Below are 16,014 nucleotides of genomic sequence, written 5' to 3' on the forward strand. Positions count from 1 at the left end.
AAACGTATGAGGAGGGGTTGCATGACAATTGGAGGATTAGCTGGTTTGATTGCTGCAGTTGCATTTTTCATTATTGCAATTTGTGCTGCGGTTCTACTAATCAAGTTATCTAAGACTGTTGACGAGGTAAATAAGAATATTAATTCTATCTCTCAAGATATCACTGTAATATCAAAACAAGCCGAAGATATTTTAGCTAGCTCAAATTCATTAGTTAAGGATGTTAATGAAAAAATCAACATCTTGGATCCAGTTTATCAAGCTGCTGCAGATGTTGGACAAAGCGTTAGCGATTTAAATAACGCAACTCAAAACTTAGCCAAAAAGTTCCAAAACAGAAACAAGAAATCATTTATGGAAAAAGCCGCAGGTGCTGGCTTTAGAATGTTTAAAAAATAAAAGGGAGTGTTTTTTATGAAAAAGACAGGACTATTTTTATTAGGATTAACTACCGGTGCAGCCGCTGCTGCATATCTAGCATACCGTAAGATGGATGATGAAAAGACAAAGGAATTCGTTAACAGTACTGTAAAGACTGCAAACGACCTAAAAGATCGTGCATTAGACTATGCTTTTTACGCCTTAGATTCTGTTGATGACGTAAAAGAACAACTACAATACAAGACTTCAGATGCAAAGTCAAAGATTAAAGACGCTGCTGGTAAGGTTAACGATAATGTAGTTAACAAAGCACAATACTACTACGATGAAGGTAGTACCCAATTCCACAAAGCAGCTGACAACTTGAGAAACCAAGTTAGAAAAAACGGTGATGATAGCCAAGATATCGTCATCGATCCAGATGCTTTAAAACAAGAAGACAATTTAAGTAAATAATTTTTAAATTGTAAAAGAGACCTGACTTTGTTAGGTCTCTTTTGTGTTTTCAAGAGGTGGTAGTCTTGTTAAATCATCGTTTATCTGATATATTTGTAAACATATTGAAAGCGCTATGAAAACAAACCAGGCGGACTTAAAGAGGAGTTTGAGAGAATGGAAAAGCAAAATGTAACTATTTACGATGTTGCTAGAGAATCTGGTGTTTCCATGGCTACTGTTTCCAGAGTTTTAAATGGTAACAGTAACGTACGACAAGCAACCAAAGAAAAAGTGTTGAAAGTCATAGACGATCTGGACTATCGCCCTAATGCTGTGGCAAGGGGACTAGCAAGTAAGAAGACAACAACGGTTGGGGTAATCATTCCCGATGTAACCGATGGATACTTTTCTTCACTAGCTCGTGGAATTGATGATATTGCTACCATGTACAAGTACAATATTATCCTAGCCAATTCGGATGATAATCCTGATAAGGAAGCATCAGTACTAAATACATTGTTAAGCAAGCAAGTTGATGGAATTATCTTCATGGGTAATGAAATTAATGATGATTTAAGAGCTGATTTTAAGCGTTCTGACTGCCCAATCGTTCTTGCAGGTTCAGTTGATATTAACAACTCTGTACCTAGTGTAAACATCGATTATGCAGATGCTGTAAAGAATGAAACAGAACGTTTAATCAAAAATGGTAATTCTAGAATTGCATTTGCATCTGGTTCAATGAAACAAGATGTTAATAAGAAATACCGACTAAAAGGATATGTTTCTGCTCTAGAAAATAACGGCATCAAGTTTAATGAGAAGTTAGTTTTCGAAACCAAGGGGACATATGAAGACGGTTATGATTTGGCTGAACAAATAATCAATGATAAGGTTACTGCGGCTGTAGCAACTAATGATGAATTGGCTGCCGGAATCTTAAATGGAATGACCGATAGGGGTGTTTCAGTGCCACAAGATTTTGAATTATTCACAAGTAATAATACAAAATTAGCTAAGATGATGAGACCACAATTGTCTTCAATCACTCAACCTTTGTATGATATTGGTGCGGTAGCAATGAGATTATTGACCAAGATCATGAATAAAGAAGAGATTGATAATCGCTATGTGGTTTTAGGCTATGAAATAGTTGAACGCGACTCAACTAAATAGCTGATATAGTAACTTGATTAATTATATACTGATTGATATAATTGATATGTTTGTAAACTAATGAAACAATAGAATTCGAGAGGAGTGCTGTGATTATGTCAGGACATTCAAAATGGCATAACATTCAAGGACGTAAAGGTGCCCAAGATAAAAAACGTGGTAAGATTTTCCAAAAATTGTCTCGTGATTTATACCAAGCTGCTAAAGCTGGTGGTCCAGAACCAGATGGTAACCCACAATTACGTCTTGTGATTGATAAAGCTCATGCTGCCAACATGCCTAAGGATAACATTCAACGTGCTATCGATAAGGCTTCTGGTCAAGGTGGAGCAAACTACGAAGAAATTACTTACGAAGGATATGGACCTGCTGGTACAGCTATCATGGTTTCTTGCTTAACTGATAACAAGAACCGTACTGCTGCTGCCGTACGTTCAGCATTCAGTCACCATGGTGGTTCACTAGGATCAAATGGTTCTGTTTCATACATGTTTGACCGTAAAGGATACATCGTTATCCTACGTGACGGTTTAGACGTTGATGAAGACAGCATGTTAATGGATGTTTTAGATGCTGGTGGAGAAGACATGAAGTCAGATGACGACCAATTTGAAATCTTCACTGCACCTTCAGATCTAACTGCTGTTAGAGATGCTTTACAAGAAAAATATGATTTAGATACTGCTGAAGTTACAATGTTCCCTCAAAACAAGACTGCTGTACCAAGTGACAAAGTTTCACAATACACTGGTCTAATTGACGAACTTGATGAAAACGATGACGTCCAAGACGTTTACGAAGCAGCTGAATTACCCGAAGCAGCTGAATAATTAAAGGAGATGCACATTTGTGCATCTTTTTTTGTATAAAAATAAATGAAACCTCTACTTTTTTCGAATATAAAAAGTGGAGGTTTTTTTATGAGTATTTCAAATTATTTTGATAATTTAATTAATCAAGCAATTGAAGACAAAATCAAAGACATTTATCTTCTGCCGATTAATGAAAATTACATTGTTAGGGAACATACAGGATTAAGTATTGAGAATTATGATTATATCAATTATGAAAAAGCAAATAAGTTAATCAATTACTGTAAATATATTGGTGGGATGTCAATTAGTGAGCGCAGAAGACCACAAATTGGTTCATTTGAGTTTATCAATAACCAAAAAAAGTTTTTCTTGCGTTTTTCCTCAGTTGGAAATTATAAAAATCATGAATCAATGGTAATTAGAATTATTTATTCATTGGATGACGAAACTATCAATTACAACAATTTGGATCAATTCTATCGACTAAAGGAATTATCTAAACAAAACGGGATGATTATTTTCGCTGGTAAGACCGGTTCTGGGAAGACCACTTCAATTTATCATTTAGCTAATTCAATGAGTCCAAATAAGTTGATTATGAGTATTGAAGATCCAGTAGAAATTATTAATACTAATTTTCTTCAGTTGCAGGTTAATGAATCTGCTGACATGGGCTATGACGAATTGATTAAGGTTGGACTAAGAAGTCGTCCGGACGTCTTTATTATTGGTGAAATTAGGGATGCTAGTACTGCTAAATCCGCTGTTCGTGCAGCACTTTCCGGCCATTTGGTATTAACTACAATTCATGCCAGAGACATTGACGGTGTCATTAATAGATTAGGCCAATTGGGTTGTGACTTTGATGATTTATTTAATTGTTTAAACTCAGTCGTCTTTCAAATGTTGTCAGTAAAAAATCAAAGAGATATTTCAGTGACTATGGATATTAAAAGTGATTTCGCAGATTTAAAAGAAAGGATAGTTGGTAATGGAAAAACTATCGCTGAATAAACAGTATTATCTGTTTAAGAATTTAAGTGATTTATTTAGCGCTGGATTCACAATTAAAGAATCACTACAGTTCCTATCTGAAGTAGGTGGTAGGCAATCAACAATTAAAAAGATTGCTAATAAGTTGAGTGAAGGCAATAGCTTTAGCGACAGCATTGTTGGTTTAGTACACAACGATTTTTATAATCAAATCATGATTAGCGAAAAATATGGTGATCTGTCATCCTGTTTAGCTGAACTAAGCCACTTTATTGAAGTTAAGTTAGAAAACAAATCAAAGATAAAAGATTTACTGTTTTATCCAATTATATTAGTAATTATTTTGATTGGAATCGTTTATGCAATCAACTCCTTTGTATTACCGCAATTAAGTTCGATTAATTACATGCAACATTATGATTTAGGTTGGCTATATATAATTTTATTCTGCATGTTTATGGGAACTTTAATCGTCTCGGTGATGTACAAACGATTACCATTACTAAGAAAAAGAGACGTTATATCGAGAATTCCGTTTATCGGAAAAATTTATACTGCATATATGGGCTATATACTGTCCCTTGAACTAAAGATGTTGATTCAAAACGGAATTGATTTAAAGAATATTCTAAGCATTTTAAAGGACTTTAAGCCAAATACTATTATGTATCTATTAGGAGAAAAAGCTCGCCGTTTAGCTGATCATGGAGAAGATGTCGGACAGCTAACTAAAATGTATTCGTTTATTCCAGTCGAGTTTAATGGCTTTTTCCATCATGGCTCAAAGGTGTCTGAAATATTAATCAAACTAGATGCTTTTTCACAGATTAAGTTCGAGGAAATGAATCGTCGCTCTAATCAACTAATTAATCTAATTCAACCACTATTATTTTTATTTATTGGAATTTGTATTGTGTTGGCATATTTAGTTGTTCTTATGCCAATTTATTCATCATTGAAGGGAATTTAAAAAATGAACAAGAAAAAAGCAGGCTTCACACTAATTGAAATGACAATCGTATTATTTATTATTTCACTACTAATTTTGATTGTTGTACCCAACGTTTCTGGACAAAGAAAGCACGCAACCGATGTACACGTCCATGCAATGCAAACTTTGGTCCAAGGTCAAATTGATTCGTTTGCATCAGATGGAAATAAAGGAGACGTAAGTATGGATGCGCTTGTTAAAAATGGTTACCTAACTAAAAAACAAGCCGATCAAGCCCAAGAAGAAGGTATTCAAATTGTGGACAACAAGGTCGTGGCAAAAGAATAAAACAGCATTCACTACAATTGAGATGTTGATTGTATTAATCATTAGCGCGATTTTTATGTCATTATGTATATTTTTATATCAAGGTGTTCATATTAATGATCAGGAGTTAGAAAATGATTTTTGGGCCAATTTTAATGTTTATTGGAAACAAGGAATTGCGAATAGTGAATATAGCAGATTAAGAACATATATTTACCAGAAAAACCATGACATTATCTTCTTTAACGATGGTCATTATAATAAGCTGAAAATGCCTGATGGTATGCGTTCAGAGGATAATTTATCAATAACTATTAATAATGACGGATATGTTGCACCACAAACCTATGAATGGTATTCCAAGGCAACACATACCCGTTATCTTTTAAAAGTACAGCTTGGTGGAGGTACTTATAAAATATATGAAGAATATTATGAATAAAGGCTTTATTATGATTGATTCTATTACGGCGTTGACTCTAATTTCGGTGGGGATGATTTTCTTTTGTGAATCAAACCAACATATGTATGACAATCTTGATAAAGCTAGAAGAGCTTTGATAAAAAAGAGAATAGACTATGAAAAGAGAAAAGGGCTTTACGATTATTGAAACGATTATTGCACTAACAGTACTGGGTTTGATTGCGTTTTCGATTACAATGATTGATTCGTTGAAAAAATCATATAATCAAAAAAACATTCATGCAGTGGATTTTCAACTGTTTCTAAAGAATATCGAATCAACTAAGAAACACTACTTTTTGTACAAGATTGTGGGCGGAAAGTTGTTATATATTGGGAGCAAAAAGTATGACAAAGAGTATGAAATGTTTAAAAATGGCAGAATGATAATTTTAACTGGTATGAATGGCGGATTTTATCCGCTAATAGATGATGTTGACAGTGTTAGTTTTAAAGAAGTAAAAAAGCATTTATCAGTGAATATGAAATTTACAAACGGTGAAAGTTATGAGGATGTGAGTTCAATATCTTATGAGTAAAAAATGTGGATCAGCGACATTGATTGCGATTGTCGTCCTATCGGTTTTATCAATTTTCTTATTGATAAAATACGAAAAATATAATGCTGAAATGCAGACGATAGATAAATTGATAAAAAGTTATGAATAACGATAATTTATATGCAAGTTATTAATGGTTTATCTTGAATTTTCTTGTAAAAATCTGGTAATATGAAAGTTGTTATTAAGTGATAATACTTTTAAGGGAGTTGAGTGTGCTGACTGAGAAAGATACAGAAACTCTGTTTAAAGTTTTCAATTCTTCAGCTGAAATCTTGAAAGACAAGCTAGGGGTATCATATCTTGATGCATTCATCGAGACTGGAGATAACCTTATCAATGACGGACAAGTTCATGTTGAAGATGGTATACCAGATAGTGACACAGTTTCTAAGTTAGAAGGATTATACCGAGACGTAGATTATCAATCTATGGATGCAGAAACTGTAAGAAAGGCAATTCAAATTTGCATGATCAAAGCAACCAAAGAGGATGCGATTCAAGCAAATCACCAAATAACACCTGATACAATAGCTTCTATCATGGGATATTTAGTTATTAGATTAGTTAAGAATGCCAAGCATCTACAGATTCTGGATTTATCCGTTGGAATGGGTAACCTATTAACTACGGTTATGAATCAATTGAAGGATGCAGTTAAAGATATTGATTTGCATGCTATCGGAATCGATAATGATGATTCCATGTTAGCCGTTTCAAGCATAAGTACACAAATGCAAAGAAACGATAAAAATACTGAACTTATTTATCAAGATTCAGTTGCCAATATTTTGGTAGATGATGCAGATTTAGTAATTTCTGATTTACCAATTGGGTATTATCCGATTGATGAAAATACCACTAACTATAAGACAAGATCAACAGATGGTCATTCATATGCTCACCACTTGTTAATCGAACAAGGGATGAACCATGTCAAACCAGGTGGTTATGGGGTTTTCTTAGTGCCAAGTAATATCTTTAACACGCCGGAATCAAAATCATTGTTAAAATGGATTCAAGATAATGCTTATCTTCAAGCATTGTTGAATCTACCAAAAGAAATCTTTAACAATGCAAATGCTCAAAAAGCTATTTTGATTCTACAAAAGCATGGTGAAGATGCCCACCAAGTTGAAAAAATTATGATTGGTGAGTTCCCATCATTTAATGAAGTATCTGCTTTCCAAAAATTCTTAGCAGAACTAGTTGAGTGGGAAGAAAAGGATTTATTATCTAAAAAAAGTTAGGAGAACTATTATGGGAAAGTCAATTGCAATTAACGCAGGAAGTTCCACATTAAAATTTAAATTATTCGAAATGCCTTCAGAAAAATTAATCTCAAGCGGGGCAATCGATAGAATTGGTTTAACTAAATCAGATGTTGAAATTAAATATGGCGATGGCGAAAAATTCCAAAAGACAATGGATATTCAAAACCATGAAGAAGCCATCAAACTTGTATTAGACAAACTACTAAGCCTAAACATTATTGCTGATTACAACGAAATCACAGGTGTTGGTCACCGTGTTGTTGCCGGTGGTGAATACTTCACTGATTCAGTTGTTATTGATGATGATGTTTTAAGTAAGTTAGAAGAACTATCCGAATTAGCTCCACTTCACGAACCAGCAAATATTCTAGGAATCAAAGCATTCAAGAAGATTTTGCCAGACGTAATTAGTGTTGCCGTATTCGATACTTCATTCCATACTTCAATGCCAGAAGAAAACTACATGTATGCTTTACCATACAAGTACTACCGTGATCACAAAGCTAGAAAGTATGGTGCACATGGTACTAGTTACCGTTACGTATCAGGCCGTGCTGCAGCTATGATGGGCAAGAAACTAGAAGACTTAAAACTAGTTATCATGCACTTAGGTGCTGGTGCTTCAATCTGTGCCGTAGACCATGGTAAGTCATTAGATACTTCAATGGGCTTCACTCCATTAACTGGTATCATGATGGCTACTAGATCTGGTGATGTTGACCCTTCACTACTTGCTTACATTATGCAAAAAGAAGGCATTTCAGATATTAATGAAATGATTAGCATCCTAAACAAGAAGTCAGGTTTAGCTGGTGTATCTGAAGTTTCTGCTGATATGAGAGATTTAGAAGCAGTTAAGGATGAAAACCACCAAGCTGAATTAGCTCGTAACATGTACATGAACAGAATCGTTAGATACGTTGGTCAATACGTTGCTGAAATGAACGGTGTTGATGGTATTGTATTTACAGCCGGTGTTGGTGAAAACGATATTGGTATTAGACAAGAAGTTGCTGACAAGTTAAGCTACTTCGGTGTTAAGGTTGATTCTGAAAAGAACCACATTCGTGCCGTTGAAAGAGATATCAGTGCTGACGATGCTAAGATCAAGACATTACTAATCCCTACAAACGAAGAATTAATGATTGTTAGAGATATCGAACGTCTTAAAAAATAATGAAAAAGAGACCAAATAAGGTCTCTTTTTTATTTTCATGGATTGGTGAAAATAATTCAATTAAATATAAATAACATGAACAAACGTTGAAACACCGCGGATTAAACGTCTCTAAGTGCCAGTGTATAAAGCCTCAGACGTATTGCGGTTTAAATAAAGTATGTATAATTAACATCATAGAATACTTAGAGGAGGGTGATGAAATGCAAGAATCACCGAAAAAAGAAGGACAACATCTTTCTAGAGGTTTAAAAAATCGTCATGTTCAATTAATTGCTTTGGGTGGAACCATTGGAACTGGTTTATTCCTAGGAGCTGGGGAATCCATTCATTTTGCAGGCCCATCAATTATTTTAGCTTACTTAATTGCTGGGATTGCTGGGTTCTTTATCATGAGATCACTTGGTGAATTATTATTATCAAATGTTGATTGCCATTCATTTATTGAATTTATTGAAAAATACTTGGGCGAAAAAATGGGATTTGTAGCCGGTTGGACATATTGGGCCTGTTGGATAACAATTGCCATGGCTGAAATTACAGCTGCCAGTTTGTACATAAAATATTGGTTCCCGAGTGTGCCACAATGGATAACTGGTTTAATTATTATTATTATTTTGTTCCTATTGAACACAATAAATGTATCAGCTTTTGGTGAAACTGAATTTTGGTTTGCATTGATTAAGGTTGTTGCTATTTTAGCTTTAATCGCAACAGGAATCGTTTTGGTAATCATAAATTACAAAACTCCTGTTGGTCATGCAAGTATAGGTAACCTATTTGGACACAGAATGTTTGCACATGGTATTTCAGGTTTCTTAATGAGTTTTCAAATGGTTATATTTAGTTTTGCTGGAATTGAAATGATTGGTATGACCGCTTCAGAAACACATAATCCTGAAAAAGTTATTCCAAAGGCTATTAACGAAGTTCCTTCAAGAATTTTAATTTTTTACATTGGTTCATTGGTAGCATTAATGTGCATTTATCCATGGAAATACATTAATGCCGATTCAAGTCCATTCGTGCAAGTTTTCCAAAATATTGGAATTGCAGGGGCTGCATCAATTATTAATTTTGTTGTTTTAACTGCAGCTGTATCTGCATGTAATTCAGCAATCTTTACAACAGGTAGAATGGCATACTCACTATGTTATGGTACTAATAACAAAATCGGTAAGAAGATTGGTTCATTAACTAAGAATGGTTTGCCAGCGGCAGGAATCGTATTCTCAATCGTTGTTATTGCAATTTCATTATTCTTAAATGCATTTATGCCAAACGGCGTTTTCCAATTAATTTCAAGTGTAGCTACCACTTGTTTCTTATTCATTTGGGGATTAATTATAATTGCACACATTAAATATAGGAAGACTGTTAAGAAGAACAAGAAAGAAGGTAATCTAACATTTAAGATGCCTTTATTCCCACTTTCAAATTACTTTGTATTGGCATTCTTATTATTCGTAGCAATTGTATTGCTATTTAGAGTAGATACAATGATTCCATTAATCGGATCAATCGTATGGATTGTATTCCTATACATCTTCAAGGTTGTTAAAGACCGAGTATAAATATAAAACAGTTTCAACGACCAATTACTTAATTAAGTGGTTAGTTTGCTTGAAGCTGTTTTTTTTATTTTTCATTTGCTTAATAATAGTTTATTCTATTAGTAAGGAAGTAGGTGGCAAGAATGAAATACTTTATAGCGGATACGCATTTTCTTGATAAACACATGATAGGAAATAAGAATTTCGCGCCACGACCATATTTCTTTGTGGATGAGATGGATAACGATATCATTAAAAACTGGAATGAAGAAGTTTCTGACAGTGATATTGTTTATCATTTAGGTGATATCGCAGTCTGTCATGAAAAGCCCCAAAGAAAAGCACATGAAAAAATTTATGATATTTTAAAACAATTGAATGGACAGATTGTCTTTATTAAAGGAAATCATGACAGTAGAGCTTTGTTCAAGTTCATTGAGAAAAATAATTATGAATTAAATGGGAAACCAAAGTTTTCTTTCCACGATGTCGGAGCTTTGATTAAGATGAATCACACCCAATACTATATGACTCATTATCCATTGATGATGGGCCAGGTTGGACCGATTATTGATCTTCATGGTCATATTCATCACTATTCAGTACCGGTAAAAGAAAATATCAATGTTGGAGTAGATAGTCCAGAAAAAGATTATTTAGGCTATGAGAAACCATTTGGTGCTCCGTTTAGCGAACAGGATATTTTTACAATGGTGGAACAAAAGAAAATTGATTTTGCCAAAAGACGATAAGGAGGAAGTAAGTTTGGAAAAAATTGCTATTTTACATACCAATGATTTACATTCACACTTTGAAAATTGGCCAAGAATAAAAAGATATTTAATTAGCGAAAAACAAAAGCTGGAAAAAGAAGGTTACTTTGTCATTACTGTTGATTTAGGTGATGCGTTAGATAGAGCTGATCCATTAACTGATGCTACCAATGGTAAAGCAAACGTTGAATTATTAAACGAAATAGGCTATGATGCCGCCACAATTGGTAATAATGAGGGTTTAACTAATAGTAAAGACCAGTTAAACCATTTGTATGATGATGCCAACTTTGACGTCGTTTTAGCTAATATTGTCGATTCTGATACGAAGAAGAGACCTACTTGGGCTAATGAAACCAAGATGATTAACACACCTGCTGGTAATCACATCAAGATTTATGGTTTAACAGCCCCTTACCAATCAACATACACTCTTGAGGGATGGACACCAATCGATGACCAAGAAAAGATTCCTGAATTGTTGGACAATGATAAGGATGACGAAGTACTAGTATTGTTATCTCACTTAGGGGTTACTCAAGATAGATTAATTGCTAAGAAATTTCCACGTTTTGACGTTATCATTGGAAGTCATACTCACCATTTGTTTGAACATGGTGAAAGAGATAATCAATCGTTATTGGCTGCTGCTGGTAAGTATGGATACTACGTTGGAAAAGTAACACTAGAAGTTGAAGATAATCACGTCATCAATAGTGAAGCTAGTGTTGTTAAAACTAGTGACCTATCTGTTGAACCAGAAGATAGTAAGTGGCTTGATGCTTTAGAACAACGTGGTCAAGACATTCTTGCTCAATCTAAAGTTGCTAAGTTAGATGAAAAAATGGATAATGGTCTTCGTGGTAAACCGAGAATGGTTAGCGAATTTCTATCTGCGATGAAAGAAAAAGCAGGCACTAAAGCAGCAATCGTTAATAATGGATTGTTCTTACACCCTCTTCCAAAAGGGATTGTAGATAAGAATCAATTACATCAAATCTTGCCACATTCCATGCATGTAACTAAGACAACGTTATCAGGTAGCGACTTATGGCGCATGGTAATGGAAATGCAAAAGAATTGGAAGTTCCTAATTGCATATGAACAAAAGGGTATGGGCTTTAGAGGAAAGTACTTTGGCCAATTAAACTATGATGGAATCGATGTTGATGACCAAAACAATGTTTACTTCGATGGTAAGTTGATTGATTTTAATCAAAACTACGAAATTGCATTACTAGATCATTACATCTTCATTCCGTTCTTCCCAACAGTTGCAATTAAGGGTGATAATAATATCTTGTATGATCAAACACTTAGAGAAGTGTTCGCATCATACCTATCAAAGAAATATCCGCTAGAATAGGAGAGGATAATTTTGGATCGTAAGAGTATTGAAGAGCTAGTCGAAGAAAAGAATAGTAACTATAAACCACTAGCTAACATAAAACTTGAAGACGAAAAGACCATTTTAATTAATGGCCACAAATATGAAATCATCAGTAATCGTAATAACTGTTTTAATATTGATGACTTCACTGCTAGTTACAATCCCATTTTTAGTAGATACAGCTTTATCGTTGGTGATTACGGCTATGGCGTATTAAGACTAAAGGGATTCTCAGATGATGGTAGTAATACACCACTACAGACTCAATTCATGGCAATTCAAGACTATTTATATGAATATGCCAACATGGGTGCAGACTACTTTGTCTTGCATAACTTAGAAGTAAAGACTAAACCAAATGGTTCCTTTAATAAGCGAAGAGGACGTCGTTCATCTAATAAGAACAACCGTCACGCATTTATTAAAGAAAAGGTCACTAACGAAAAGCCTCGTGTTGATAAAAGAGAACACGTAACAGTGACCCAATCAAAGGGACATGGTAAGAGACATTTTACAATTAAACAAAGAACGGACTAGGAGAGAGTGTTAATGAAAAAGTATAAGGGTTATTTTATTGACCTTGATGGCACAATTTATGCTGGAAGTAAGAGAATTCCAGCTGCCAAGAGATTTATCGAAAGACTACAATCAAATGGGATTGATTTTCTTTTCGTAACCAATAACACAACCAAAATGCCAGAAGATGTAGTTAAAAACCTAGGTGATAATCATGACATTCATGTGAGTGTCAATAATGTTTACACTGCCGGACTAGCTACTGCTGACTATGTAAAAAAAGATGCTGAAAGTAACCAATTCGACAAGACAGCTTATGTTGTTGGTGAAAAGGGATTAATAACTGCTCTTCAAAATAACGGTTTTGAAATTACTGATAATAATCCTAGCTATGTAATCGTTGGTTTAGATAGTTCAGTTAATTACGATCAATTAAGCAAGGCAGTTCTATTAGTAAGGGATGGTGCTAAGTTTATTGGTACTAATCCGGATAGTAATATTCCAACTGAAAAAGGGATGCAACCAGGAGCAGGTTCATTAGTAAAACTGGTTGAATACGCAACCCAACAAAAGCCTGTTTTAATTGGTAAACCAGAATCAATTATCATGCAAAACGCATTGGATAAGATTGGCTTGAATAAGTCCGATGTAGTCATGGTTGGAGACAACTACATGACTGATATTTCAGCGGGTATTAACTTTGGCATGGATACCTTAATTGTTTACACTGGTTTATCTACCAAGGAACAAGTGGCACAAAAAGAAGTGCAACCAACTCATCAAATTGATTCATTGGATGACTGGGAAGTTTAATTTGAATATTGAATTTATGAAGTATCGAGCATTGTCATTAGTAATCATCTTGTGGTTTGTAACTTGCTCGATATTTTTATTTATGAACATGCCATTTATATATACGTCAGTTGTCCACGTATTAAACGTACAACATGATATTAAAATGAGTTCAAGACAAATTAGTGATAATTACTTATTGATTATTAGATATTTACAATCATTTTTTATTAGTGATATGCAAACGACGTTGCCAATTAATAACGTGGTAAGGATACACTTTAGGGATGTAAGAGGGTTAATTCTTTTAAATAATCTCTTCATGGTAGTTATAACGCCAATAGTCATCAAAATATTGATTGTATTAAGGAAAAATCACTATTTATGGCTTTTGAAATCAGCGCTTAGGCAAATTTACGGATGTTCCGTATTTCTTTTTGTGTTTGCTTTAATTGATTTCAATGATGCTTTTATCTTTTTCCATAAAATCCTATTTAGAAACAACGACTGGATTTTTAATGCAAAAAAAGAACCAATCATCATACTGTTTCCAGATCAGTACTTTATGATTGGCTTTGTTTTTGTATTTATATTTGTAACGGTATTTTATTTAATCTTATTTCGATTTATTAATAGATCAACACAATAAAAAGGACCCAGTATAGGAGTCCTTTTTATTATGCTTTCTTTTCTTTTTTGAACAATGCTACTAAAGCAGGAATACAAGTTACTAGGATGATACCAAGTACAACCACTGAGAAGTGTTCTTGTACGAATGGGATGTTTCCGAAGAAGTATCCTCCACCACAACATAGTAGTACCCAGACGATACAAGCAGCTACGTTATATTTAACGAACTTGCTGTACTTGTAACCACTTGAGGCTGCAATGAATGGTGCGAACGTTCTGATGATTGGCATGAACCTAGCAATAAATATAGCTAAGATACCATATTTATCAAAGAAAGTTTTCGCTTTGTCTAGTTGTTCTTGTTTAATGAACTTACCAATATGTTTTTGCTTAGTAAGTTTATTACCAACTTTTTCACCAAGGAAGAAGTTTAATGAGTCACCGACGATTGAAGCAATTAAGAATAGGATGATAAATATGAATATACTTAGGTGATATTTTGGATTTGCAGAGATAGCTGCTGCTGCAAACAGTAATGAATCCCCAGGTAGGAATGGCATAATTACAATTCCAGTTTCAATGAAGATTACTAGAAATAGTAGTAGGTAGGTCCAATCACCAAAATAATTAACCAAGTTAATGATGTGTTGGTCAATGTGTAATATAAAATCTATTAAAAGTTGCATTTCTCTCTCCTTTTGTTGTTTAACTATATTCTAACAAATTTACATGATTTACATTAAAGTTTTTTTAAAATAATTTAGTAAAAACACTTAATCATTTTTACTTCGTTAGCTATAATAGATATAACAATTAAACATTTGGAGGACAAAATGACTCAATATCCACAATTAAGTATAGATGATAAATATAAGCCGATGGCAATTCTAAAGACAAATTATGGTGACATTCAAATAGCTTTGTTTGAAAAACAAGCACCTCAAGCAGTAGAAAACTTCATGAAGTTAGCAGAAGTTGGTTACTATGATGGAACAACTTTCCACAGAGTTATTAAAGACTTTATGATCCAAGGTGGTGATCCAACAGCAACTGGTGCAGGAGGGGAAAGTATTTGGAATCGTCCATTTGATGATGAATTTTCTAAAGACTTATACAACGTACGTGGAGCTGTGTCTATGGCTAATTCTGGTCCAAACACCAATGGTAGTCAGTTTTTTATTGTACAAAATAAGACACTTCCTGAAACACTAATGGATCAAATGAATGAAGCTGGATTCCCTGAAGAAATCATTGACTATTACGTTAAGAATGGTGGAACACCATGGCTAGATTTCAGACATACTGTATTCGGACAAGTAGTTAAGGGTATGGATATCGTTGATAAGATTGCAGATGCTAAAGTAGATGCAAGTGATAAACCCGTTGAAGATGTTCTAGTAAACAAAGTAGAAATTTTTAAATAAGTACTTGACCGTAAAAAGACTTCCTGGTAGTATAAATATTGCTGTTGAGATAGATTACTTAATCTTCTCAAATGGCCTTGAAAAATTGATGTTGACAGTGATTGATGATTTTGATATTATAATCTAGTCGCGTTAAATCAGTTGATTTCAAGCGTTGGCAAATAAAAAAAGTTATTGACACTGTGTTGATAATTTGCTATGATTAATGAGTTGTCAATTGAGGCAACAAGTTAATAAAAGGTAGATCTTTGAAAACTGAACAAGATTGATAATCGATGATGTGTAAGGAACTTACAACTTGGTTGTGAGAATTAAACATTGCGAAGTCAATTCGCTTATAAAATAACAATTTATTCAGAAGAGCTAAGTTAAGCTTTTCATCTATAAGATGAGAGTTTGAT

The 16,014-nt window shown here is 33.9% G+C and carries 19 protein-coding genes; 18 read left to right on the top strand and 1 reads right to left on the bottom strand.

The genetic code is table 11. The annotated features are described in order from the left end of the window. Positions 1-21 precede the first annotated feature (21 nt). The 17 genes from RZ79_RS02710 to RZ79_RS07340 all read left to right on the top strand — a co-directional run bounded on the left by RZ79_RS02710 (position 22) and on the right by RZ79_RS07340 (position 14,208). Entirely contained in the window at positions 22-399 is a 378-nt protein-coding gene (locus RZ79_RS02710) for a DUF948 domain-containing protein (RefSeq protein ID WP_054449864.1), read from the top strand. A gap of 15 nt (positions 400-414) precedes the next feature. Beyond that, positions 415-837, top strand: coding sequence for a YtxH domain-containing protein (locus tag RZ79_RS02715; protein ID WP_053795325.1), 423 nt, complete (start codon positions 415-417; stop codon positions 835-837). A gap of 156 nt (positions 838-993) precedes the next feature. Continuing rightward, the gene (ccpA, locus tag RZ79_RS02720; RefSeq protein ID WP_054449865.1) at positions 994-1,995 is read left to right on the top strand and encodes a catabolite control protein A; all 1,002 of its coding nucleotides are present in this window, start codon (positions 994-996) and stop codon (positions 1,993-1,995) included. Positions 1,996-2,090: 95 nt separating this feature from the next. After that, a complete protein-coding gene (locus RZ79_RS02725; RefSeq protein ID WP_034532182.1) occupies positions 2,091-2,825 on the top strand; it encodes a YebC/PmpR family DNA-binding transcriptional regulator in 735 nt (244 codons plus the stop codon). Between the two features lie 90 nt (positions 2,826-2,915). Next, a complete protein-coding gene (gene comGA, locus RZ79_RS02730; protein ID WP_054449866.1) occupies positions 2,916-3,824 on the top strand; it encodes a competence type IV pilus ATPase ComGA in 909 nt (302 codons plus the stop codon). Continuing rightward, a complete protein-coding gene (locus RZ79_RS02735; RefSeq protein ID WP_054449867.1) occupies positions 3,802-4,773 on the top strand; it encodes a type II secretion system F family protein in 972 nt (323 codons plus the stop codon). Before comGA ends, RZ79_RS02735 begins: the two co-directional genes overlap by 23 nt. Positions 4,774-4,776: 3 nt before the next feature. Continuing rightward, positions 4,777-5,082 (top strand): competence type IV pilus major pilin ComGC, encoded by a 306-nt coding sequence (gene comGC / locus RZ79_RS02740; RefSeq protein WP_053795329.1) that lies wholly within the window; start codon positions 4,777-4,779, stop codon positions 5,080-5,082. Next, the gene (locus tag RZ79_RS02745; protein ID WP_053795330.1) at positions 5,051-5,503 is read left to right on the top strand and encodes a prepilin-type N-terminal cleavage/methylation domain-containing protein; all 453 of its coding nucleotides are present in this window, start codon (positions 5,051-5,053) and stop codon (positions 5,501-5,503) included. The genes comGC and RZ79_RS02745 overlap by 32 nt, the downstream gene beginning before the upstream one ends. 137 nt (positions 5,504-5,640) lie before the next feature. Next, positions 5,641-6,063: a competence type IV pilus minor pilin ComGF gene (locus RZ79_RS02755; protein WP_054449869.1), complete on the top strand. Its 423-nt coding sequence runs from the start codon at positions 5,641-5,643 to the stop codon at positions 6,061-6,063. Between the two features lie 236 nt (positions 6,064-6,299). Beyond that, positions 6,300-7,334 carry a class I SAM-dependent methyltransferase gene (locus RZ79_RS02760; protein WP_054449870.1) on the top strand — a complete coding sequence of 345 codons (1,035 nt, stop codon included), beginning with the start codon at positions 6,300-6,302 and terminating at the stop codon, positions 7,332-7,334. A 10-nt stretch (positions 7,335-7,344) separates the two neighbouring features. Beyond that, entirely contained in the window at positions 7,345-8,535 is a 1,191-nt protein-coding gene (locus RZ79_RS02765) for an acetate/propionate family kinase (RefSeq protein ID WP_054449871.1), read from the top strand. A 203-nt stretch (positions 8,536-8,738) separates the two neighbouring features. After that, a complete protein-coding gene (locus RZ79_RS02770) occupies positions 8,739-10,109 on the top strand; it encodes an amino acid permease (RefSeq protein ID WP_054449872.1) in 1,371 nt (456 codons plus the stop codon). Between the two features lie 122 nt (positions 10,110-10,231). Continuing rightward, entirely contained in the window at positions 10,232-10,840 is a 609-nt protein-coding gene (locus tag RZ79_RS02775) for a metallophosphoesterase (protein ID WP_054449873.1), read from the top strand. Positions 10,841-10,853: 13 nt separating this feature from the next. After that, the gene (locus RZ79_RS02780; RefSeq protein ID WP_054449874.1) at positions 10,854-12,227 is read left to right on the top strand and encodes a bifunctional metallophosphatase/5'-nucleotidase; all 1,374 of its coding nucleotides are present in this window, start codon (positions 10,854-10,856) and stop codon (positions 12,225-12,227) included. 12 nt (positions 12,228-12,239) lie between these two features. Beyond that, positions 12,240-12,788: a YutD family protein gene (locus RZ79_RS02785; protein ID WP_054449875.1), complete on the top strand. Its 549-nt coding sequence runs from the start codon at positions 12,240-12,242 to the stop codon at positions 12,786-12,788. Between the two features lie 12 nt (positions 12,789-12,800). After that, positions 12,801-13,580, top strand: a complete 780-nt coding sequence (locus RZ79_RS02790) for a TIGR01457 family HAD-type hydrolase (protein WP_054449876.1) — start codon at positions 12,801-12,803, stop codon at positions 13,578-13,580. A 16-nt stretch (positions 13,581-13,596) separates the two neighbouring features. Continuing rightward, positions 13,597-14,208, top strand: coding sequence for a TIGR01906 family membrane protein (locus tag RZ79_RS07340; protein WP_420313686.1), 612 nt, complete (start codon positions 13,597-13,599; stop codon positions 14,206-14,208). A 28-nt stretch (positions 14,209-14,236) separates the two neighbouring features. Here the strand turns inward: RZ79_RS07340 and RZ79_RS02800 are convergent, their stop codons facing one another. After that, positions 14,237-14,875, bottom strand: coding sequence for a VTT domain-containing protein (locus tag RZ79_RS02800; RefSeq protein ID WP_034530938.1), 639 nt, complete (start codon positions 14,873-14,875; stop codon positions 14,237-14,239). Between the two features lie 147 nt (positions 14,876-15,022). Here RZ79_RS02800 and RZ79_RS02805 point away from each other — a divergent pair, with 147 nt between their 5' ends. Continuing rightward, entirely contained in the window at positions 15,023-15,613 is a 591-nt protein-coding gene (locus tag RZ79_RS02805) for a peptidylprolyl isomerase (RefSeq protein ID WP_034530939.1), read from the top strand. The last annotated feature ends 401 nt before the right edge of the window (positions 15,614-16,014 follow it).

The sequence above is a fragment of the Apilactobacillus kunkeei DSM 12361 = ATCC 700308 genome, from assembly GCF_001281265.1.
Taxonomy (GTDB): domain Bacteria; phylum Bacillota; class Bacilli; order Lactobacillales; family Lactobacillaceae; genus Apilactobacillus; species Apilactobacillus kunkeei.